The sequence below is a fragment of the Allosphingosinicella sp. genome (assembly GCF_036403745.1).
GTDB lineage: Bacteria > Pseudomonadota > Alphaproteobacteria > Sphingomonadales > Sphingomonadaceae > Allosphingosinicella.
Genome location: NZ_DASWQI010000028.1, coordinates 121715 through 143615 on the forward strand (window position 1 = coordinate 121715; position 21901 = coordinate 143615).

General features: G+C 69.6%; 20 protein-coding genes. 8 read left to right on the forward strand and 12 right to left on the reverse strand.

Annotated features, from left to right (window positions below; translation table 11 throughout):
• Positions 1-114: 114 nt before the first annotated feature.
• The 4 genes from VGC56_RS03690 to amaB form a co-directional block, all read right to left on the reverse strand.
• Positions 115-1446 (reverse strand): L,D-transpeptidase family protein, encoded by a 1332-nt coding sequence (locus VGC56_RS03690; RefSeq protein WP_464123353.1) that lies wholly within the window; start codon positions 1444-1446, stop codon positions 115-117.
• A 187-nt stretch (positions 1447-1633) separates the two neighbouring features.
• Positions 1634-2062, reverse strand: coding sequence for a DUF4383 domain-containing protein (locus tag VGC56_RS03695; protein WP_464123355.1), 429 nt, complete (start codon positions 2060-2062; stop codon positions 1634-1636).
• Between the two features lie 112 nt (positions 2063-2174).
• Positions 2175-2795, reverse strand: a complete 621-nt coding sequence (locus tag VGC56_RS03700; RefSeq protein ID WP_464123357.1) for an SGNH/GDSL hydrolase family protein — start codon at positions 2793-2795, stop codon at positions 2175-2177.
• 189 nt (positions 2796-2984) lie between these two features.
• Positions 2985-4478: an L-piperidine-6-carboxylate dehydrogenase gene (amaB, locus tag VGC56_RS03705; RefSeq protein WP_464123358.1), complete on the reverse strand. Its 1494-nt coding sequence runs from the start codon at positions 4476-4478 to the stop codon at positions 2985-2987.
• Positions 4479-4775: 297 nt separating this feature from the next.
• On the opposite strand from amaB, the gene VGC56_RS03710 reads away from it, so the two are divergent.
• Positions 4776-5675, forward strand: a complete 900-nt coding sequence (locus VGC56_RS03710; RefSeq protein WP_464123359.1) for a phosphatase PAP2 family protein — start codon at positions 4776-4778, stop codon at positions 5673-5675.
• Between the two features lie 85 nt (positions 5676-5760).
• Positions 5761-7806, forward strand: a complete 2046-nt coding sequence (locus VGC56_RS03715; RefSeq protein ID WP_464123360.1) for a M13 family metallopeptidase — start codon at positions 5761-5763, stop codon at positions 7804-7806.
• 53 nt (positions 7807-7859) lie between these two features.
• Here the strand turns inward: VGC56_RS03715 and VGC56_RS03720 are convergent, their stop codons facing one another.
• Positions 7860-8675 carry an EF-hand domain-containing protein gene (locus tag VGC56_RS03720; RefSeq protein WP_464123361.1) on the reverse strand — a complete coding sequence of 272 codons (816 nt, stop codon included), beginning with the start codon at positions 8673-8675 and terminating at the stop codon, positions 7860-7862.
• Between the two features lie 136 nt (positions 8676-8811).
• Here VGC56_RS03720 and VGC56_RS03725 point away from each other — a divergent pair, with 136 nt between their 5' ends.
• Positions 8812-10032: a class I SAM-dependent methyltransferase gene (locus VGC56_RS03725; RefSeq protein WP_464123363.1), complete on the forward strand. Its 1221-nt coding sequence runs from the start codon at positions 8812-8814 to the stop codon at positions 10030-10032.
• On the opposite strand, the gene VGC56_RS03730 is transcribed toward VGC56_RS03725, so the two are convergent.
• Together VGC56_RS03730 and VGC56_RS03735 are read right to left on the reverse strand one after the other, a co-directional pair.
• Positions 10016-11176 carry an aminotransferase gene (locus VGC56_RS03730; RefSeq protein ID WP_464123364.1) on the reverse strand — a complete coding sequence of 387 codons (1161 nt, stop codon included), beginning with the start codon at positions 11174-11176 and terminating at the stop codon, positions 10016-10018. The two genes, VGC56_RS03725 and VGC56_RS03730, sit on opposite strands and share 17 nt — an antisense overlap.
• Positions 11177-11450: 274 nt before the next feature.
• Positions 11451-11861 (reverse strand): SMI1/KNR4 family protein, encoded by a 411-nt coding sequence (locus VGC56_RS03735; RefSeq protein ID WP_464123366.1) that lies wholly within the window; start codon positions 11859-11861, stop codon positions 11451-11453.
• A gap of 97 nt (positions 11862-11958) precedes the next feature.
• Here VGC56_RS03735 and VGC56_RS03740 point away from each other — a divergent pair, with 97 nt between their 5' ends.
• On the forward strand, positions 11959-12183 hold the full coding sequence (locus VGC56_RS03740; RefSeq protein WP_464123367.1) for a hypothetical protein: 225 nt from the start codon (positions 11959-11961) through the stop codon (positions 12181-12183).
• A 10-nt stretch (positions 12184-12193) separates the two neighbouring features.
• On the opposite strand, the gene VGC56_RS03745 is transcribed toward VGC56_RS03740, so the two are convergent.
• The 3 genes from VGC56_RS03745 to VGC56_RS03755 form a co-directional block, all read right to left on the reverse strand.
• Complete coding sequence (locus VGC56_RS03745; protein ID WP_464123369.1) at positions 12194-12538, reverse strand: hypothetical protein; 345 nt, start codon at positions 12536-12538, stop codon at positions 12194-12196.
• A gap of 601 nt (positions 12539-13139) precedes the next feature.
• On the reverse strand, positions 13140-13919 hold the full coding sequence (locus VGC56_RS03750) for a DUF72 domain-containing protein (protein ID WP_464123371.1): 780 nt from the start codon (positions 13917-13919) through the stop codon (positions 13140-13142).
• Positions 13916-14902, reverse strand: a complete 987-nt coding sequence (locus tag VGC56_RS03755) for a glycosyltransferase family 2 protein (protein ID WP_464123372.1) — start codon at positions 14900-14902, stop codon at positions 13916-13918. The genes VGC56_RS03750 and VGC56_RS03755 overlap by 4 nt, the downstream gene beginning before the upstream one ends.
• Before the next feature lie 96 nt (positions 14903-14998).
• Here VGC56_RS03755 and VGC56_RS03760 point away from each other — a divergent pair, with 96 nt between their 5' ends.
• The 4 genes from VGC56_RS03760 (at position 14999) to VGC56_RS03775 (ending at position 19881) form a co-directional block, all read left to right on the forward strand.
• Positions 14999-16735, forward strand: coding sequence for an arsenate reductase/protein-tyrosine-phosphatase family protein (locus VGC56_RS03760; protein WP_464123374.1), 1737 nt, complete (start codon positions 14999-15001; stop codon positions 16733-16735).
• Positions 16732-17706, forward strand: a complete 975-nt coding sequence (locus tag VGC56_RS03765) for a polysaccharide deacetylase family protein (protein ID WP_464123375.1) — start codon at positions 16732-16734, stop codon at positions 17704-17706. Before VGC56_RS03760 ends, VGC56_RS03765 begins: the two co-directional genes overlap by 4 nt.
• A 245-nt stretch (positions 17707-17951) precedes the next feature.
• Positions 17952-19142, forward strand: a complete 1191-nt coding sequence (locus VGC56_RS03770) for a sensor histidine kinase (protein ID WP_464123376.1) — start codon at positions 17952-17954, stop codon at positions 19140-19142.
• On the forward strand, positions 19135-19881 hold the full coding sequence (locus tag VGC56_RS03775; RefSeq protein WP_464123377.1) for a LytR/AlgR family response regulator transcription factor: 747 nt from the start codon (positions 19135-19137) through the stop codon (positions 19879-19881). The genes VGC56_RS03770 and VGC56_RS03775 overlap by 8 nt, the downstream gene beginning before the upstream one ends.
• Positions 19882-19918: 37 nt before the next feature.
• On the opposite strand, the gene VGC56_RS03780 is transcribed toward VGC56_RS03775, so the two are convergent.
• Together VGC56_RS03780 and VGC56_RS03785 are read right to left on the reverse strand one after the other, a co-directional pair.
• Positions 19919-20245 (reverse strand): UrcA family protein, encoded by a 327-nt coding sequence (locus tag VGC56_RS03780; RefSeq protein WP_464123378.1) that lies wholly within the window; start codon positions 20243-20245, stop codon positions 19919-19921.
• Between the two features lie 363 nt (positions 20246-20608).
• Positions 20609-21901 (reverse strand): amidohydrolase family protein (locus tag VGC56_RS03785; protein WP_464123379.1); only part of this gene is annotated, 1293 nt, incomplete at its 5' end.

Here is a 21901-nt window from a genome sequence, read left to right on the forward strand (position 1 = left end):
AGGGGGACCACCGGAGGTGGTGGAGGGGTGTTCCGAGAGGCGCAGCGCCCGGGAATACCCCTCCACCAAGCATAGCTTGGTCCCCCTCCCCATCCTGCGGATGGGGAGGCAGAGTTAGCGGGCGATGGCGACTTGGGGCTTCTTGGCGGCTGGCTTGGCCGCCGGCTTAGCGCCGGCCTTGAGGACGCCCGCCTTGGCCCCCGGCTTCGCCGCAGCCGCCTTCACCGGCTTCGGCGGCAGGGGCTTGTCGTTCAGGGCCAGCATCGCGGTCGGGTCGCGGCCGTACATGTCGGCGTAGGAGAGGTAGCCCTCCTTGTCGGTGGTCGCGGCGACGGTGAAATAGACGATGTAGACCGGGATCGGCGCGGCGATATTGGCCTGGACGCTCTTCTTCGACGCGAGGGTGTCGTTGATCTTGCCGCGGTCCCAATCGGTGCCCTGGAGCAGGGTTTCCGCGAAGCCGACCGCGTCCTCGGTGCGGATGCAGCCGTGGGAGTAAGCGCGGGCCTGCTTGTCGAACAGGTGCTTTGCGTTGGTGTCGTGGAGGTAGATGGCGAAGGGATTGCCCATCACCAGCTTCACCCGGCCGAGCGCGTTGCCCGGTCCCGGCGGCTGACGCCAGCGCACGCCGCTGCCGCTGGGCACGGAGACATAGCCCTTCTTGCCGGCGACTTCGTGGCTGAGGCTGCTCGGCACCTCCCACCAGGGGTTGAAGATCGCGCCGGTGATGATCGCGGAGAGTTGCGGCGTCGGCGTCTTCAAGGCGCCGGCGACGGCCTTGCGGCGGTTCAGCGTGGCGCCGTTCTCGACCAGCGACACGGTGTAGGCCGGCACGTTGACGATGACGTACTTGTTGCCGAGGTCGCGCGGCAGCCAGCGCCAGCGGTCGAGGTTGAGGCGGACCTTTTCCTTGAGCTTGGGATCGGTGGTGGTGGCGAGCAGAGACCTCAGCGCCGCATATTGCGGGTGGGTGGGGAGCAGCGAGCGGAGGCTGTCGCCGACGCTGTGGCCGGAAAGGGCGCGGGTGAGCAGCGCCTGCTGGTCGGCGGCGGTGAAGGGATCGTCGCGCACGTGCCAATCGATGCGGCCGTCGGCGGTGACGTGGCCGAACATGAGGTCGTTGGCGACCTTGACGAAGGCCCTGGTCGCGACCTGGCTGAGCTGGGCGCCGTCATGGCCGTCGATGGCGTCGCTGAGCGCGGCGCGGTGATAATCGGCGGGATCGAGCCCTTCGGCGGAGATGCCGTCGATGAACGTGAGAAGGTCCTGCGCGTCGCGCTTCTTCCAATCGCCCGCCACGATGACCGGCGGCGCCGGGACCGGAGCCTGCGGGCCGGCGGTGACGCCGGGCGGCGGCGCGGCGGGCTTCAGCTCCGCGGCCGACTGCGCGAAGGCGGTGGCCGGCGCTGCGGCGAGGAGAAGGGCGAACAGGGTCTTGCTGGGCATGGGGCGTTCCTACGCGGCGTGCGGGGTCATGCCTCCCATGGGCGAACCCCCTGCCGCCATCAGTAACATTGCCTATTAAGACCCGCTGAACCGCCCGGCAACCCACTGCCCAAGCGCGTGGAATCAAAAGAGAAACGGCCCGGCTTATGGCCGGGCCGTTCCATCTTGCCGCAAGGGCCCGCGCCGATCAGCTGCGATCGGACGCGGTGTCGCGGTTCATCCAGCCGAAATAGGCCGCCACGATGGCGAGCACGGCGTGGAGGGCGACATCGGCGCCGTAGAGCGGGATGAGGCCGAAGGTGGTGCGGAGGCCAGCGACCAGGCCCATCACCGTCAGCACGGCGTAAATCACCGCGACGGCGCGGAAATAGGTGCGGGCGCCGCCGAGGCTGCGGGCGGCGAGGATGCCCCAGACGCCGAACAGCAAATGGACGATCGAGTGCAGCACGTTCACCGGGAACATGCCGAGCTCGTAGCCGAACATGGTCTTCATCTGGACCTCGGCGTCGGCCACGTGGCCCATAGGACCCATGGCGGTGAGGCCGGGGATGAACCCGCCGGCGCCGACGATCAGGAACACGATGCCGAAGATCATCGCGAAGGTGCGTGTGCTCATGGTTTCTCTCCCTGTTTTCGTTTTGGGTAAGCGAACACGGACAGGTACGTATGTAGCCCAAGGGCGGATGCGCGGCCAGTTGCATCGCACTGATCTGGTACAAAGCGGGTGTTCAGCCCGCGACGACTCGGGAGGCGCCGCGGCCTTGGGCGGCGGCGAGGATGGCGGCGCTGATCTTGTCGCCGCCGGCGACGGACGGCTCGATGGGGTTGGCGTAATCGCCGGGATCGGAGCAGATGAGGCGCAGGTCGACGAGCGCCAGGCCGCGCGAGAAGGCGGCGCGGGTGATGACGTCGTTGAACAGGGTGAGGGCGGCGCGGATGATCCGCGCCTCTCCGCTGGTCTGCGGGGTGTCGTAGACGGTGCAGAGCGCGATGGGGAGCCCGCGGGCGAGGACGGCGTCGAGCATGGCGACATAGGAAGCGGCGAAGCGGTCGGCGGCGTCGGCGAGGATCGCGAGGGCCTCCCCGACCCGGCCGACGCCTTCATGGAGGACGTGGCTGGTGCCGAGCGCGTCGTTCCCGCCGGCGCTGACGATTAGGTGGGTGGCATCGGCAGGGACATGGCGGAGCTGAGCGGCGACGTCGCGCGTGGTGGCGCCGTCGACCGCGGCGAGGGTAGCGCGCCAGCCATCGGGGAGCTTGGCCTGGAGCTGGCGGACCACGTCGGGCCCGCCGCGGACGTAAGCGCCATTGTCGAAGATGGAGTCGCCGAGGAGGATGATGTGGGGCATTGCGGGGGAAGCTTTCGGCTGGAGATTGGTTCGGGTTTGGTCGCGCTGGGGATGCAGGCTCGCAGACGCCGGTTCCCGTGAGGGCATCACCCCGGACTTGATCCGGGGTCCACCTTCTTCATCCGCACCGCCAGGAAGGAGGTGGATGCCGGATCAAGTCCGGCATGACGAAAGCGCGGCACGCGACCCTCACGGCATGTTGAAGTTGATGCCCTGGGCGAGCGGCAGCTCGCGGCTGTAGTTTATCGTGTTGGTGGCGCGGCGCATGTAGGTGCGCCAGGCGTCGGAGCCGCTCTCGCGGCCGCCGCCGGTTTCCTTTTCGCCGCCGAACGCGCCGCCGATCTCGGCGCCCGAGGGGCCGATATTGACGTTGACGATGCCGCAATCGGAGCCCGCCGCGGAGAGGAACAGCTCCGCCTCCCTCAGATCGTTGGTGAAGATCGAGGAGGAGAGGCCCTGCGGCGCGTCGTTGTGGGCGGCGATCGCCTCGTCCAGCGCGGCATAGCGCATGACGTAGAGGATCGGCGCGAAGGTCTCGGTGAGGGTGATCGGCGTCTGCGCCGGCATCTCGACCAGAGCGGGGCGGACGTAGCAGCCTTCGAGCCGGTCGCCGCCGCAGACCGCGCCGCCTTGCGAGCGGGCGGCGTCGAGGGCCTGCGCCATCGCGTCGGCGGCGGCTTCGTCGATCAGCGGCCCGACGAGGTTGCCGTCCTCGATCGGATTGCCGACCGGGACGCCGGCCCAGATCTGCTTCAGCCGCGGCACGAGCGTGTCGTAGACGTCCTCATGGACGAATAGGCGGCGCAGCGTCGTGCAGCGCTGGCCGGCGGTGCCGACGGCGGCGAAGGTGATGGCGCGCTCGGCGAGCGAGAGGTCGGCGGTCGGGGCGACGACCATGCCGTTATTGCCGCCGAGTTCGAGGAGCAGGCGGCCGAAGCGGGCGGCGACGCGGGGGGCGACGGTCCGGCCCATGCGGGTCGAGCCGGTGGCGGAGACGAGCGCCACCCTGGGGTGGTCGACAAGCGCCTCGCCGGTCTCGCGGGCGCCCTGCACGATTTGGCTGAGATGCGGCGGCCCGTCGCCGAACCGCGTGCAGGCCCGCTCGAACAGCGCCTGGACGGCGACGGCCGTGAGCGGGGTCTTTTCGGACGGCTTCCACAGAACGGCATCGCCGCAGACGAAGGCGAGGCAGGCGTTCCACGCCCAGACGGCGACGGGGAAGTTGAAGGCGGAAATGACGCCGACCACGCCGAGCGGATGCCACGTCTCCATCATCCGGTGCCCCGGCCGCTCGGTGGCGATGGTGAGGCCGTAGAGCTGGCGCGATAGGCCGACCGCGAAGTCGCAAATGTCGATCATCTCCTGGACCTCGCCATATCCCTCCTGGAGGATCTTGCCGGCCTCGAGGCTGACGAGGCGGCCGAGCGGTTCCTTCTCGGCGCGCAGCACCTCGCCGAAGAGGCGGACGAGCTCGCCGCGGCGGGGCGGCGGCACGGTGCGCCAGGCGAGGAAGGCGCCGTGGGCGCGCTCGGCGGCCTCGCCGACCTCGGCCGCGGAGGCCGGTTCGACGCCGCCGATGCGGGCGCCGTCGACCGGGGAAATGGCGGCGAGGGGGCCGTCGGGGAGGGCGATGCCGAGGCGCGCGAAGAGGGTTTCGGCTTCGGCTGCGGAGGAGAAAGACATGGCCGCGCTCTAGCCGCGGGGGCCTGTCGAGGCCAGCGTCTCAGGAGAGCCCCGCGCGGCAATGACAAAAAAGTCACTGGCGATCATAACTTAGCTCAATTACCGCTCGCCGCAGCGCACGCTTCTGGATTCGTATCGCAAAATCGTGTCAGGTGGATGACGCCCACCGGATTCGCGCGAGCCGGGACGGGTGAGGGCGCTGCCGCAAGGCTGCGAGCGGGAGAGGAAATCATCGCGACATCGGCTCCTTTGCAGCCGTGGACACACGGCAGCCCGCCGCAGGGCGCCTCCGCAGGCTTGATCCGCGGCCGCTGGATCGTGGCCGGGCTGAGCGTCAGCGCGGTGCTGATGCTCGTCCTCCTCCATTCGGCGCAGCTCGGCGTGGCCCCTGGCGGGCCGGGCGCCTTCGCCGCCTTGCTGTGGCTGACGATGACCGGCTGGGCGGCCTATGCGCTGCGCCACCCGGCGACGCGGGTCGAGCGGATCGCGCGCGACGCCGCGGAATATTTCGGCGTGTTCATGGCGGTCACCCTGTTCGGGATCGTCGCCAGCTATGCGGTGGCGGCGCAGAGCGTCGGCTATGTCGACAATCAGCTCGCCTGGCTCGATTCGCGGCTCGGCTTCGACTGGGGCGCCTGGTATGCGTTCGTGGTGGCGCACCCGGTCTTCCGGGTGGCGGGGCGGATCGCCTACGCCAACATCTACCTGAGCCCCCTCGTCATCCTCGGCTGGTTCGCAATGACCGGGCAGAAGAGGGAGGCGCGAATCTTCATCGCTGCGTTCTGGCTGGCGGTGGTGCTGACCCTCGTCGCCTTCGTGCTGATTCCGGCCAAAGGCCCGCTGGCGGCAATGTGGCAGGGGCCCATCCCCTACATGCCGTCGAGCGCGCTCTACCAGGCCGAGCTCATCCCGCAGCTTCGCAGCCACGGACTCCAGCAGATCCATGTCGAGGCGCTGCAGGGCGTGGTCTGCGCGCCGAGCTTCCACGCGGCGAGCGGGGTCTTGTTCATCGCCGCCGCCTGGCGCGCGGCGCCGCTGCGCTGGCCGCTGCTGGCGGTGAACGTGTTGATGCTGCTGGCGACGCCGGTCGAGGGCACGCACTATCTCGTCGACATCATCATGGGCGCCGCGGTCGCCATCGTTGCACTCGGCGCGACCCACCTGCTCGTCCGGCGGTTCTGCCCCGCCCGGGGCTGAGGCCCGACCCGCTGACGGCTGGCGCTTTCGCGGGCGCGGGGCTTGTGCCACAGACGCGCGTCTTCCTTGCGGACGGAGCCTGACGATGCGCGCTTCCCTGATTCTCGTTCCCATCCTCCTCGCCGGCGGCGCCGCGCTCGCAGCGCCCGCCGCGCCGACGATCGGCGTCTCGCTCCAATATCGCGACACGTCGGTGAAGCCCGGCGACGACTTCTCCCGCTATGCGAATGGCGGCTGGTCTTCGGGCGCCGACATCCCGCCGGACCGCTCCAGCATCGGCGTCGGCTACGAAGTCTCGCAGCGCGCCGAGCAGCGCAACGCCGAGCTGGTCAAGGCGGCCGCCGCCGCCAACGCCGCGCCGGGCACGCCGCAGCGGATGATCGCCGATTATTACAATGCCTATATGGACCAGGCCGGCATCGAGGCGCGGGGCCTCACGCCGCTGCGCCCGCAGCTCGCGGAGATCGGCTCGATCGCGACCCAGGCCGACCTCGCCCGCGCGCTCGGGCGGCGGCTGCGCGCCGACGTCGACCCCTTGAACAACACCAATTTCTTCACCGAGAATCTGTTCGGCCTGTGGGTCAGCCAGTCGCTCGACGATCCCGGCAGGAACCTCCCCTATTTGCTGCAGGGCGGGCTCGGCATGCCCGACCGGGAATATTATCTCGGCCAGGACCCGCACATGCAAAAGGTGCGCGCCGCCTACCGCGCCTATGTGGGCGACATGTTCCGCGCCGCCGGGATGAGCGATGCCGACGCGCGGGCCGAGCGGGTGGTGGCGCTGGAGAACAAGATCGCCGCCGCCCATCTCGACCGCACCGCGAGCGAGGACGTCCACAAGGCCAACAATCCGTGGCGCACCGCCGATCTGCCGCGGCTCGCGCCGGGGTTCGACTGGAACGCCTATCTCGGCGCAGCCGGCCTCTCGGCCCAGCCGGTGATCGTCGCCTGGCAGCCGGGCGCCATCAAGGGCCTCTCCGCCCTCGCCGCGTCGCAGCCGCTGGAGAGCTGGAAGGACTGGCTCGCCTTCCACACGCTCAATCGCAACGCCAATTACCTGCCCGCCGCCTATGACGACCTGCGTTTCGGCTTCTACGGGAAGGCGCTGCAGGGGACGACTAAACAGCGCGACCGCTGGAAGCGCGGGCTCGGCTTCGTCAATGCGGACATCGGCGACGCGGTCGGCAGGATCTACGTCCAGCGCTACTTCCCGGCCTCGTCCAAGGCCGAGGTGCAGGGGATGGTCAGGAACATCCTCGCCGCCTTCAACCGCCGCATCGACGGCCTGGCCTGGATGGCGCCGAGCACCAAGCGCGAGGCGAAGGAGAAGGTGCGCACGCTTCGGGTCGGCGTCGGCTATCCCGAGACGTGGCGCGATTATGCGGGCCTTGCCGTTCGCGCCGACGATCCGGCGGGCAATGCCGAGCGGGCCCGGGAGTGGGAATATCGCCACCAGCTGGCGAAGCTCGGCCGCCCGATCGACCGCGGCGAATGGTGGATGACGCCGCAGACGGTGAACGCGGTCAACCTGCCGCTCCAGAACGCGCTGAACTTCCCGGCCGCGATCCTGGAGGCGCCCTATTTCGACCCGAAGGCTGACGCCGCGGCCAATTACGGGTCGATCGGCGCCATCATCGGCCATGAGATCAGCCACAGCTTCGACAATACCGGCGCGGAGTTCGACGCCTCCGGCCGCATGAAGAACTGGTGGACCGCCGCCGACCAGGCGCATTTCCAGCAGGCGACCAAGCGGCTGGTCGAGCAGTATAATGCGTACGAGCCGCTGGCGGGCGTGCACGTCAACGGCGAGCAGACTTTGGGCGAGAATATCGCCGACGTCGCCGGCCTCGCCGCTGCCTACGACGCCTACAAGATGTCGCTCCACGGCAAGCCGGCGCCGGTGATCGGCGGGCTGACCGGCGACCAGCGCTTCTTCCTCGCCTTCGCCCAATCGTGGCGGCAGAAGAGCCGCGAGGCGTCGCTGCGCCAGCAAGTCGTCACCGACGGCCACGCGCCGGCCCACGAGCGGGCGCTGACGGTCCGCAACATCGACGCGTGGTATGCGGCCTACGGGGCGAAGCCGGGCGACAAGCTGTATCTGGCGCCGCAGGATAGGGTGCGGATCTGGTAACTCCGACGCGCCCTACCCCGTCATCCCGGCGGAAGCCGGGATGACGGGGGAGTTCACATCGGGATCGGCGTGCCCATCGTCCTGGTCTTGGGCGCTTTCTTGTCGGGTTTGAACTTGCCCTGGTGGCGCTGGGGGAGTGGGGGGAGTTCGTCGCGGGTGATGCGGCCGTCGCGGTTGGTGTCGAGCATGACGAAGCGCTGGCCGGCGGCGGTAGTGAATTCCTGGAGCGAGACGCCGCGGTTCAGATTGGTGTCGGCGCTGATCACCGGCTCGGGGATGTTGAGGAAGGAATAGCGGCCGGCGCCCTCCAGCCCCGGATCGAAACCGCCATTATGGACGCGCGGGCCGCCGCCGCCGGCGCCTTCGGGAATGCGGCTGCCGCGATCCGTACCGGTCGATGGACCGCCGCCGCCGCCCCAGCCGCCGCCACGACCGCCGCCGCCGCCGCGCCCGCCATGGCCGCCGCGCCCGCCGGCGCCGCCTTCGCCGCCGCCCCGGAAGCCGCCCATGCCGACTCCCATCTGCTGGCCGACCTGGACCTCGGGCGCGAGCTGGGTCTCATAGCGGGTGAGTTCGTCGGGATCGATCTCGCCGTCATGATTGGTGTCGAGGGTGGCGAAGAAGCGGGCGGCGTCGGCCTGCATCTCGACGGCGGTGAGGACGCCGTCATGATCGCGGTCGGCCGCGGCGAACCAATCGCCGACCACGTCGTGCGCCGGATCGTCCGAGCGGAACGGCTCGCCCATCGGGCTCAGGAACAGGGCGCCGTGCGGGCCGCGGCCGCGAAAGCCTTCGCCGGGCGCGGGCGGCTGGGCGGCGGCCGCGACGGTGGTGAGCAGCAAAGCCAGAGCGGCAACGGAAAAGCGCATGTCGGTCCCCGGATAGTGAGGGTTCGACGAAAGGCGGCGGCGGGCCCCGCGTCAAATGAAGAATGTGCCACACGGTACGTGCCTCTTGAGGATCGGGCCTTGAGGATCGGGGCGGAGGCGGTAGAGAATCGGCGGCATGTTCCTGCTCGACAAGGCGCTGCGCCGCCTCATCCGCATCGGCCAGCTCACCGTCACGGACCATGACGGCAAGGTCTATCGCTACGGGGCGCCCGCCGCCGACATCGCGCCGGTCGCCATCCGCTTCGCCGACGCCAAGGTGGCGAACGCCATCGTCCGCAGCCCAGAGCTGGGCGCCGCCGAAAGCTACATGGACGGGCGGCTGACCTTCGACGCAGGCGACATCCAGGCGCTGATCACCCTCGCCAGCGTCAACGGCCGGTTCGAGGACGGGATGCCGCGGCGGCAGGCGCTGGCCTTGCGGCGCATGAAGAGCTGGTTCGCGGCGCGCAACCACGAGGCGCGCTCGAAGCGCAACGTCGCCCACCATTACGACATCGGCAACCCGCTCTACCGCCTCTTCCTCGACGACGACCTCCAGTACAGTTGCGCTTATTTCACCGATGCCGCCAACGGTCTGGAGCAGGCGCAGGAGGAGAAGAAGGCGCACATCGCCGCCAAGCTCTATCTCAAGCCGGGGCAGCGGGTGCTCGACATAGGCTGCGGCTGGGGCGGGACGGCGCTCTACCTCCACAAACACTATGGCGTGGAGGTGCTCGGCGTCACCCTGTCCGAGGAGCAGCTCGCCCTCGCCCGCGAGCGCGCCGCGGCGGCGGGGGTGGCGGACAAGGTCAGGTTCGAGCTGATCGACTATCGCCGGGTCGAGGGAGCGTTCGACCGGATCGTCTCGATTGGGATGTTCGAGCATGTCGGGGCGGCGCATTATGACGAATTCTTCGGGCAGGTGCGGCGGCTGCTGAAGCCGGACGGGGTGATGCTGCTCCACACGATCGGGCGCTTCGACACGCCGTCGAGCGGCGACCCGTTCGCCGAGAAGTACATCTTCCCGGGATACCACCTCCCCAATCTCACGCAGATGCTGGAGGCGAGCCAGCGCTGGCGGCTGATCGCTTCGGACGTCGAGACGTTGCGGCTCCACTACGCCTACACGCTGCGGCACTGGATGGCGCGGACGCGGGCGCACCGGGACGAGATCGTCGCCATGTACGACGAACGCTTCTTCCGGATGTGGGAGGTCTATCTCGCCGGAGCGACGGCGATGTTCGAGAATGGCGGCGGCTGCAATTTCCAAGTGCAGTATATCCGCGACCGCCGGGCCGTGCCGATCACGCGCGATTATATGTTCGAGGAAGAACGGCGGCTTACGGGCCGCGCATGAGCTCCCGCGCCCGCGCCAAGGCGTCGAGCCCGGCGGCGAGCGTCTCCTCCCGCTTGGCGAAGCAGAGGCGGACGATGTTCGTCACCGGCCTCTCGGCGTAGAAAGGCGCGAGCGGGATCGCCGCCACGCCCGCTTCCCGCACCGCGCGCTCGCAGAAGCTTGCGTCGTCGGCGGCGATGCCCGAGGCGGTGAGGTCGACGTCGACGAAATAGCTGCCTTCGGCCGGCAGCGGCGCGTAGCCGATGGCGCGTAGGCGCTCGGCGAGGCCGTCGCGGGCGGCGGCGAACGCGGCGCGCATGGTGTCGAAATAGGCCTGCTCCTTGGCGAGGCCGTAGGCGACGGCCGCCTGGAGGTTGGGCGGCGTCGCGTAGGCGAGATATTGGTGGGCCTTGGCGATCGGCTCTCCCAATCTGCGCGGCGCGAGAATCCAGCCGACTTTCCAGCCGGTCAGCGAGAAGATCTTGCCCGCCGAGCCGACCTTCACCGTCCGCGCCGCCATGCCCGCCAAGCTGGCGAGGGGCAGGTGCGCGCGGCCGTCGAAGACGAGATGCTCCCACACTTCGTCGGTGAGGGCGATCGCGTCGTGGGCGACGCAGGCCTCGGCGAGCAGCGCCAGCTCCCCCTGCGTGAAGACGCGGGCGGTCGGGTTGTGCGGGTTGTTGAAGATGACGAGCCGGGTGCGGGGCGTGAATGCCTCGGCCAGCGCTTCGGCGGTGATCCGCCAGTCCGGCGGCGCCAAGCGGACGAAGCGCGGCACCCCGCCGGCGCGCAGCACCAGCGGCAGATAGGCGTCGTAGAGCGGCTGGAAGAGCAGCACCTCGTCGCCGGGCGAGACAAGCGCGAGGATGGCGGCGGCAAGCGCCTCGGTGGCGCCGGAGGTGACCGTCACCTCGGCGGGATCTACTTCGAGCCCCTGGTGCCGCCCGTAATGCGCCGCCACCGCCTCGCGAAGCGGCGGCAGGCCGAGCATCGGCGCATATTGGTTGGAACCGTGCGTCACCGCCTCGGCTGCCTTGGCAAGGACGTCCTCGGGCCAGCCGAAATCGGGGAAGCCCTGGCCGAGGTTCACCGCCTTATGCTCGACCGCCAGCGCCGACATGTGCGCGAAGATCGAGACGGGCATGTCCTGGTAGAGCGGGTTCATGAACGGCGTATAGCGCCCCCTCTTCCTCCCTGCGAGCGCAGCGCGTGGGGAGGGGGACAACCCGCAGGTGGTGGAGGGGTATTGCACAGCGCGACGGGTGTCACGAGCGCCACGATCGGGAGCGGACGAATACCCCTCCACCAGGTTTCACCTGGTCCCCCTCCCGTCTCACGATGGGGAGGTAGAGAGCTGCGCGATGAGGGGCCTCGCGGCGTCGGGGTTTGTCGGCGAAATCATGAGCTGTTGAATGTCCGCTTACGACCCAAAGCGGACATCACGGCGCCCGTCGGTCCACGTCAATAAGGTCCAGGAACCTCTCGAAGTCAGGGGCAACGATCTCCGCACTCGATGGTCCCGCAACCATGTCAATGGTGACAACCGGCCACTGTTCTCCTTGCCGCACATCGAAGGCCAGGTACTCGCCGCCCCCATTACCACCAAAAATCAGAAATCCGTCGAGGTCAGACTGACCGTAGTTGCCGCTGGCTAAACGAGCCATCACCTCTTCCGCCGAGTCGAGGCACAGATTGAACGGACTTACGGGCAGCGGCCCTTCACCGCCGTTGCTGACCGAAAGAAGTTGCAGATAGGTCTCGGGGAGCTCGTCGGGCGCGGCGCTGCGTAGAGCCGCCACCGTCTGGGCCGAAGCCCCGTCCAGACGATACCAGTCCCTTCCTTCAAGCATCCGCTGATCATGCCACCGACGATTTCCGCTTTCCACCCGTAGCCGACATCCCCGAGGGTCCGCCTACGACCCATTGCTGACTCTCGCTAATATGCGCATGCTGCTGTCGATGACCGTGGAAGACGAAGAGCGCCGCGCGACCGAGATGCTCAGCGGCAAGACGGTGAAGGTCGTCAGGCGCCACCGGGCAGCGGAGGTCATGATCGAGTTTTCCGACAACACCCGCCTCTTCGTCGATGCAGCCTGTCCTATAAAATTATCGATAACCGACGGGTTCGACGACAAAAATCAGCATCCGCTTTCCACCCATTGCGGACGTTAGCGCCTGAGCATCATGGGTCTCGGGATATGGAGAGGTCGCTAGTGATCGACCATTCGCTGCCGCGGCGGACCAAGCGAGCCACCTCATAGACGATGCGGCGGCCATAATGGACCTGGAAGCTGCACCCAAGCTGCTCGTCCGTCACGGAGGCATCGTCGCAGTGAACGTCTCGAAGAGCCGTGATCCCGAATATGTGAAAGGTAACGTAGCCACCATCTTGAGATCGTAGCTTGGCGAAGGTCGCGGCCTGCTCTTCGCTGCGCCTCTGGATGGCGGCGATCAGCTCGCGATCTGTCGGGCACATTGCCGGCAAGGCGCACCGTGTGATGCTGGCGAGCAGAAGCGCAATCAGCATGCCGTCCTCCCGAGGCGATCCTATCGGAACGGTCGCGCTCGCGTCCAGCCATTGCCGATGCTGCGCTGTGCGCATACGCTCCGGTTCCAATGTTTTCGAATGCGCCTCTTGGGTTCGTCCAAGCTGTCTGGGTAGCCGCAGCAGCCGTGTCGAATGCCGCACCCCCTCTAGCCGCTGGTGTCGATGACGACGTCATGATCAGGTCGGTTTCACCTGAACCGACTGTCGGGTCCGGCGTCATAGCGACCGCCATCAAAATCACCGGAACTGTGCATGGGGCATCCAAAGACTACTTCATCTTCTTCCTTAAAGCGGGTCAGCCGACACCTGCAGTCGGGGCGACGTGCCGCATCGCATTCGAACCCTTCAATTTCTCGGTCTCGTTTGTAGGGCAGCCGAACTCGGCAAACGGTGGGCGCGGCGTCCGGTCCTTCCATTGCCGACGCCGAGCGGGTGAGCCCCACGGCGGTCGCTAAGCCGCCATTCGCAATGTGCGCCTTCCACCCAATGCCGACCTTCGCGGCCCGGCGATGCCTTTGGCAGCCTCGCTGGCCCTTGAAGGGGCGATGCGATGGATTCAGGCGTCAGCGGGCGCGGGTGCTCACAAACGGTCGATAAGGGCCATCGCGGCGGCGGGGTTTCGCTCCTTGGCCGCGGAAATGAAGAAGAGGTAGGCGTCGCGCGGCTGCACCGGGGCGGGGGCGGCGACGTAGGGGTAGCCGGCGGGGCTTTCGCCGCGGGACCAGGCTTTTGCGGTTTCCGCCAGCCGGTCGAGCTCCGCGGGTTCGTAGCCCTGCTCCAGCGCGCCGCGGGCGCGCATGATGCGGGCGTAGACGATCGGGCCGGTGACGTCGGGCACGAGCGGGAAATCGGCGCCGTCGCCGAACACGATGGCGACGCCGGCCTCGCGGCAGAGCGCGACGAAGGCGGGGTCGCGGAAGCTTTCGTGGCGGGGCTCGAGGACGTGCTGGAGCGGGATGCCGTCGAGGCTGCGCGGCAGGAGGGCGAGGAAGGCGCGAATATCGTCGGGGTCGAAGCGCTTGGTCGCCATCAGCTGCCAGAGGATCGGGCCCAGTTTGTCGCCGAGTTCAGTCAAGCCTTGGCCGCAGAAGCGCTCGATCCCCTCGCCGCCTTCCCCCAGAAGCTTGCGGTTCGAGCAATAGCGCGAGCCCTTGATCGCGAACTTGAATCCGTCCGGGACCGCGTCGCGCCACTTCGCGAACAGCTCGGGCTTCTGGAGCTTGTAGTAGGTCGCGTTGATCTCGATTGCGGTCAGGTGGCGGCTGGCATGGTCGAGCATCTTCGCTTTGGCGAGCTTCGGGGGATAGAAGGTCTCGCGCCAGGGATCGTAATCCCAGCCGCCGACGCCGACGCGGATCATCGCCCCCTCCCCTTCGCGAGCGCCTTGAGGCTGTACCAGGCGGTGACGCCGAGCCAGCCGAGGCTCGGCCCCGCACCCAGCGCGAGCCGCGCCGCCGCCGCCGCGCCGCGGCGGTCGTCCTGCCGCGCCAGCTCGGCGGCGACCTTTTTGAGGACGAAGCCGCGGTGGCGGCGGCCGTGGGCGCGGATCGCATTGTGGCGGGCGAACAGCGCCGCCTTGTCGACGACGCGCAGTTGGTGGAGGCGCTTTTCCACCTCGGGCATGGCGGTCGTCATGTTCGCCGTCTTGGACGGATCGGGAATGTTGTGGCGGGCGACGAAGGCGGGGTGGTGGAGCATCGTCCCGGCGCGGTCGATCAGGCGCAGGAAGAGGTCGCGGTCGCATTCCCAGCGTATCGCCTCGTCCATGCCGCCGATCGCCTCCCAGAGCGCGCGGCGGACGATCAGGCAATTGACGTGGCAGAAGCCCGGATTGGCGAGGAGGTCGTCGACGGTGACGGTCCAGCTGCCGTCGGCGTCGGGGCTGCGCTTCACGGACGTGGCAAGCGGGGCGAGCCAGAGCGCCTCGTCGACCGTCGCGCCCCCTCGAAAGGCGCGCTGGTTGGCCATGTAGAGGTCTGCCTGCGGATGTGCATGCAGCGCGGCGGCGGCGCGGGCGAGGTGGCCGGAGTCGGTCCAGACGTCGTCGTCGTCGAGGAAGGCGAGGTATTCGCCCGTGGCGGCGGCGCCGCCGACGTTCAGGGAGTAGCTCTGGCCGTGGCCCTTGGGGCGGCGTTCGAGGCGGATGACTCGTAGCCGCTCGCCGAGCTTGGCCGCCGCCTGGTCGAGGGCCGGCGCGTAGGCGGCGCGGCTGTCCTCCGTGCTGCCGTCGTCGACCACGACAGCTTCGAAATCCGCCCCGTCCTGCGCCAGCACGGTGGCCAGCGCTTCGGCGAACAATTGGGGCCGGTCGCGGGTCGCGAGGATGACGGAAAAGAACGGCATTAACAGCGGTCTACCCCCCGCCCCGAAATGGGGCAATCGCGCTTCGCGGCCGCGGCCTTCATCGCTTTTACACCGGCTCGGGCGTAGGCGGGCGGCATGTCCGAACTCGGTGCCGCGCCGTCCGCCCCGCAAGCCGCCCTCGCGCCCGCGCCGCGCGTGCTGGTGCTCGGCGACGACACCCGCTCGTTCCTCGCCATCGTCCGCTCCCTGGGACGCGCCGGCTTCGCCGTCCATGCAGCCCCGTTCGACTTCACCTCGCCGGCCCTCGCGTCGCGTTATGTCGGCAAGGTCCACCGCCTGCCGCCTTACTCGCTGTCGGCCGACGCGTGGGTGGCGGCGCTGAGCGCGGTGATCGCCGCGGACGGGATCGACCTCGTCATACCGTGCGACGATCGCACCCTGCTGCCGCTCGACCGCCACGCCAATGCGCTGGCGCCGGCGCGCCTGGCTTTGCCCAACCGCGGTGCAATGGCCGCCTTCTTCGACAAAGCCGAGACGCGGCGGCTGGCGCAGGAGGAAGGCGTGCCGGTGGCGCCGGGGCGGCTGCTCGGGGACGGCGAACGCGCCGAGGCGTTGGCCGCGGAATTCGGCCTGCCGCTCGCTCTCAAGCCGCGGTCTTCGTACACTTTGGGGCAGGCTGGGGCGAAATCGTCGGTGCGGATCGTGCGGACGTGCCAGGCGCTCGCCGAGGCGCTGGCGCGGATCGAGCGGCCCGGGGAATGGCTGGCCGAAGGCTTTTTCCACGGCGTCGGGATCGGCGTCTCCGTGCTGGCCGACGAGGGCGTGGTGCTCGAAGCCTTCCAGCACCGCCGGCTTCGCGAGGCGAGCGAGACCGGCGGCAGCTCGGACCGGGTCAGCGAGCCGCTCGACACCCGCCTGCTCGCCGCCGTCGAGGCGCTCGCGCGGCGCACCGCGCTGTCCGGCGTCGCCATGTTCGAATTCCGCCGCGCCGCCGGATCGGACGCCTACATCCTCCTCGAAGTGAACGCCCGCTTCTGGGGCTCGCTTCCGCTGGCGGTGGCGGCGGGCTGCGACTTCCCGGCCGACCTCGCCCGCCTCCTCCTCGGCGGCACCCGCCCGGCGGCGGCGCCCTACCGCACCGGTCTGCGCCGCCGCGACTTCGGTGGTGAATATTACCGCGTCCTCAAGGCCGCTGAGGGGGCCGGGCCGGTCGTGAGACTCAGCAGGCTCGCCGCTGGGCTTTCCCGCCTCACGGCCTCCGCCGCGACCGGGCGCGGGATCGACACCTGCGCGGCGGACGACGCGGCGCCGTGGCGCGCGGAAAAGGCGCTGCTGGCCAGCCGCGTCGGTGGCGCCGTCGCCAAGCGGCTCCCGTTCCTCGCCCGCCGCTCCCGCCGGGCGGAGCGCGCCGTAGCGAAGATCCGCGATGCCCTCGCCCGCGGCCCCGCGTCGCTGGTCGTCCTGTGCCACGGCAACATCTGCCGCAGCCCGTTCGCCGCCGCCTTGCTGGAGGCGAAGCGGGCCGGCCTCGACCTGCGCATCGTCTCGCGCGGCACCATTCCCCTCGAAGGCCGGACCTCCCCGCGCGAGGGGGCCGAGGCGGCGGGGGCGTTCGGCGTCGATCTCGATCCGCATCGCTCCGCCTGGCTGCGGGTCGAGGAAGCCGAGGCCGCCGACGCAGTGCTGGTGTTCGACGCGGTCAATGTCGAGGAGCTGAAGCGGCTCGGCGCCCGCGCCAACGTGCTGCGGCTCGCCGACCTGATCGGCCGCCCCGCCATCGCCGATCCCTACGGCCGCGGGGCCGACGCCTTCGCCGCCTGCTATCGGGACATCGAGCAGGCGATCGACCGGCTGGTGGAGCGGCTCAGGTGAGCGCGCCCCTCCAGCTCGCCATCGTCGTCGACACCGAGGAGGAGTTCGACTGGACGAAGCCATTCGACCGCGCGAGCCGCGCCACCGCCAGCATTCCGGCTCAGGCGAAAGCCCACGCGCTCTACGACCGTCTCGGCATCGTCCCGAGCTACGTGGTCGATCATCCCGTCGCGACCGATCCGGCGGCCGTGGCCTTTCTCGGCGACCTGCAGCGGTCGGGCCGGGCGGAGATCGGCGCGCACCTCCATCCCTGGGTGACGCCGCCCCACGAAGAGGCGGTGACTGCCCGCAATTCCTACCATGGCAATTTGCCGCCGGCGCTGGAGCGGGCGAAGCTTGCGACCCTGACGGAGGCGATCGAGTCCGGCTTCGGCCGCCGTCCCACTCTGTTCAAGGCGGGCCGCTACGGCTTCGGCAGGCATACTGCGGAGGCGCTGATCGAGCTCGGCTATGAGATCGATTGCAGCTTCGTCCCCCATGTGAGCTTCGCCGGCGACGGCGGCCCGAGCTTCTACGGCCGGCCCGACCGCCCCCACTGGATCGGCGAGGGCCAGCCCCTGCTCGAAATCCCGCTGACCAGCGGCTTTGCGGGCGTGCTCGCCCCGGCGGCCGAACGGCGCCCCGCTTTGTTCGACAGCCCGGCCGCCGTTCGGCTGCGGGTGCCCGGCATCCTCGCCCGCCTCGGCCTCGCCGAGCGCATCCGCCTCAGCCCGGAAGGCCACAGCGCCGAGGAGCAATGCCGGCTGATCGCGGCGCTCGCAGCGCGCGGCCACCGCCTCTTCACCCTCACCTACCACAGCCCCAGCCTCGCGCCGGGGAATACGCCGTACGTGCGGAGCGAGGCGGACCTGGACGTGTTCCTCGCCACGCTGGAAGCGGTGCTCCTCCACTTCCGCGACCGCCTCGGCGGCACTTTCACCACCCTCACCGATTATCGGTCCGCTCTGCTGGCGGAGAAGCGCGCGGCGTAACGCTCCTCCGCGGGACGGGGAGGGGGACCAGCCGCAGGCTGGTGGAGGGGGCACGACTCCGGAGCGGTGGAGAGGTGGGCCCCCTCCACCACGCCCTGACGGGCGCGGTCCCCCTCCCCGTGCCGGGGAGGAGCTTGATCGCCCCGCCAAGCCGCGCCTTTTTCGACAAACCGCCGCGGCTCTTCTACCAACGCCGCTTGCGCACGGCGCATCGGGCGCGCGAGCCGGTAAGAGGGCGGATGGACATGAGCCGAACCATCGAGCCGAGCGCACGCCGCCGCGACCTGACGCTCGGCTTCGTATCGATCGCCGGCTTCTGGCTGTTCTATTTCGCGACCGTGCTGGTGCGCGGCGTCACCGTCGACCGGGGCCTCGACGCCCTTGGCATGCAGGCGCTGAGCTGCCTGTTCGGCGCCTGCGTCACCGGCCTCGTCTGGCTGGTGCTGCGGCGGGCGGCGCACGAGACGATGCGCGTCCAGGTGATCGCCGCCGCCATCGCCTCGCTCCCCGCCGCGGCGATGCTGGCGACGTTCAACATCGGCTTCTTCATCTACCAGCCCATGGGTTTTCGCACGATCACGGAGCGCGGCGACAATGGCGCCGTGCTGAAGCGCTCCCCCGACGGCACCTTCGAGATCGACCGCAAGGGCCAGCCGCCGGTCATCGTGCGCATGCCGAGCACCCGTGAGATCGTCCGTCAGCGCGCGCCGCAGCTGATCGCCGCGGAGATGGTCAGCTGGTATTTCTTCTTCGCCGCCTGGGCGAGCTTCTACATCGCGATGAGCGCTGCGGCCGGCATGCGCAGCGCCGAGCGCCGCGCCGCCCGGGCGGAGCGCAACGCCCAGGCCGCGCAGCTGCGGGCGCTGCGCTACCAGGTCAATCCGCACTTCCTGTTCAACACGCTGAACTCCTTGTCGTCGCTCGTCCTCTCCAGCCGGCCGGAGGAGGCGGAGGCGATGATCGTCAACCTCTCCTCTTTCTTCCGCTCCAGCCTCACCCTCGATCCGAGCGCCGACGTCACCCTGGCGCAGGAGATCGAGCTGCAGGAGCTCTATCTCGACATCGAGAAGGTGCGCTTCCCGCGGCGCCTCAAGGTGCGTATCGACGTGCCGGCGGATTTGCGCGGGGCGCGGGTGCCGCCGCTCATCCTCCAGCCTTTGGTCGAGAATGCCATCAAGCACGGGGTTGCCCGCACCGCCGAGCCGGTGACTTTGCGCATCGCGGCGCGGGAGGAGGACGCCCGCTTGATCCTCACCGTCGAGAATGACGGCGCTGGTCCGCGCAGCGCCGAAGAGCATGGCACCGGCGTCGGCCTCGCCAACGTCTGCGAGCGGCTCACGGCGCGGTTCGGCGCTGCGGGCGAATGCGAGGCGTCGGCGCTTCCCGGCGGGGGCTGGCGGGTGACGCTCGCCATGCCGCTCGAGAGCGATGACTGAGCCGCTTCGCCTCCTGATCGTCGACGACGAGCCGCTGGCGATCGAGCGGCTGCAGCTGCTGCTGGCGCGGATCGAGGGCGTCCAGCTCGCCGGAACCGCGTCGGACGGCGCGGCGGCGCTGCGGCTGGTCGAGGCGGTGGCGCCGGACGCAGTGCTGCTCGACATCGCCATGCCCGGGATGGACGGGATCGATGTCGCCCGCGCGCTTTCCAAGTTCGCGCGGCCGCCGGTGGTGGTGTTCGTAACCGCCTTCGACGCCTTCGCCGTCGCCGCCTTCGACGTCGACGCGGTCGATTATGTGATGAAGCCGGTCGCCGCCGACCGCCTCGCCCGCGCCGTCGACCGGGCGCGGGAGCGGCTGCGCCTGCGCGAGGAGGAAGGCGCCGAGCCCGCCGCCGCGCCCGGCGCGCATATCGGGGAATTCTGGGTGTCGGAGGCGCGCGGCCTGGTGCGGCTGGCCGCCGAGGATATCGACCGGATCACCGCCGAGCGCGACTATATGCGCCTCCACGTCGGCAGGAGGAGCTGGCTGATCAACCACACCATCGCCAAGCTCGAGGCGGAGCTCGACCCCGCCCGCTTCATCCGCCTCCACCGCTCGGCAATGGTGCGGCGCGATTTCGTCACCGGCCTCAGGCGCGACGAAGGCGGCCGCTGGTGGGCAAAGCTCGCCGACGGCGACGAGCAGAAGGTTGGCCGCCTCTACGTCCAGAACGCAAAAGGGCTCGCCGGACGCTAGATCCTGCGAGCCCTCAGCCGAGGCGAACGGGTACGCCTCAGTTGGTGCGCAGCGCCACGACCCGGCTGCCGCCGGAGCGCATCGCCACCTGGACGTCCGCCTTTGCGCGGGCGAGGGCGTCGGCGCGGCACGCGTCGACCTTGGCGCTGAAGCGCAGCTCGAGGATCGGCGCTTCGCCGCAGATTTCGCGGGCGGCGACGCGCAGCCGCTGGTCGAGGCGGGCGGCGTCGGACGGCCGGGAGAGGTCGAGGCCGGCATAGCTGACGGCAACTTCGGCTTCGGCGGCGGGCGCCGCGACGGCCGGAGCGGAGAGCGCCGAGGCCGCGAGGGCCGCCGCGCCGAGGGCGGTGAGGATCTTTGCCATGGGTCGCTTCCTTCGGTGCTTGTGAAAAAGGGTTGCGGCGCAGGATCCGGTCCGGGGATGAGACGAACCGCCCCTGCGTCGCCATTCCTGGGTAGGAGGATGCGCCGGCCGCCGCGCGGCCCGCTCGACGCGCGGGCTTGTTCCTTCTGCGAAACGGCCGGCGTGCCGACGAACGGCCCATTTGCGGCGACGAAGGCGCCGGGCGCGGTCGGCTACACCCTGCCTCCCCATCCGCAGGATGGGGAGGGGGACCACCGAAGGTGGTGGAGGGGTCTTCACCCAACGGCGGCTCGTGGGGATACCCCTCCACCACCTTCGGTGATCCCCCTCCCCCCGGGCTTTGCCCGCGGGGAGGCTCCCCCGTCAGTAAATCCCCACCGCCCCTTTCAGCGCGTCGAACATCGGCTGGGTGCGGTATCCGACGCCGGCCTTGAAGACGACCGGCATACGGTCGAGCGCCGCGGGATCGCGGACCGGGTCGCCATCTATGAGGAGGAGATCGGCGCGCTTGCCGGGTTCGATCGAGCCTACTTCGCCAGCGCGGCCGAGGTAGCGGGCGCCGTTCAGGGTCGCGATCTTGAGCGCCTCGGGGAAGGGGAACCCGGCTTCGGCGAGGAGCTGGACCTGCCGCCGGCCCGACCAGCCGGGGACTACGCCGCCATAGCCGGTGGGATCGGTGCCGGCGAGGAGGGTGCCGCCCATCGCGACGAAGCGGCGCTCCATGCGCATCAGCTTTGGGAGGAAGGTGCGCCACACGGCGGTCTGCGGAGCGGCCTGGATCGCCGTCCACGTCGCCTCATAGGAGTGGCGCAGCGGCGGGCTGAGCAGCGCCAGCGCCGCCTCCGGCGCCTTCGGGCGGCCGGGCGTGAAGGTTTCGAAGACGGTGAGGGTGGAGGTCAGCGCCACATTGCGGTCGATCAGCGTGCGCATCAGCGCGCCGATCTCCGGCCCGTCGGGGTCGAGCGCGGCGAGGGCGGTGAAGGTCGCCGCCTGCGACGGGCATTCGTCGGGCTTCTTCGTCTTCACGAAATCGGTGGCGACGGCGAAGCTGTGCTCGAGATTGTCGATGCCCATCGCCGAGGCTTCCCCATAGGTGACCGAGCAAAGGTGGCCGGTGAGCTTCAGTCCACGTCGGTGGGCGGCCTGGATCGCGGCGCGAAGCTCGTCCCGGGTGATGTAATTATAGGCCTTGAACGAGGTGGCGCCGGCCCCGGCCCAGAAATCCACCGTGCGGGTCGCGTCGGCGGCGTCCTCCAGCCGCGCCATCTTGGAGGTGAGGAGCCGGGGGCCCTCCAGATAGGGGCCGGTCGCGTCCATGTCGGGGCCGGGCTGCTTGCCTTCCGCGATGGCCCGCGCGGTGTTGATGTCGGCATAGGGGGCGAGGCTGCCGCCGGTGCGCAGCGTCGTTGTGCCTCCCGCCAGATAGAGGCGCGAGAAGCTGTAGGGATATTCCTCATACTCCCCGCTTTTCGTCGACGGGTAGAAGAAATGCTCGTGCACCATCACGAACCCCGGCAGCAGCGTCTTGCCGCGTCCGTCGATGACGGTCGTGCCCGCGGGCGCCCGCACGTTGCCTATCGCCGCGATTCGCCCGTCCCTCACCAGCACCGACACGTCGCGCCGCGGCGCCGCGCCGGTCCCGTCGACGAGCTGCAC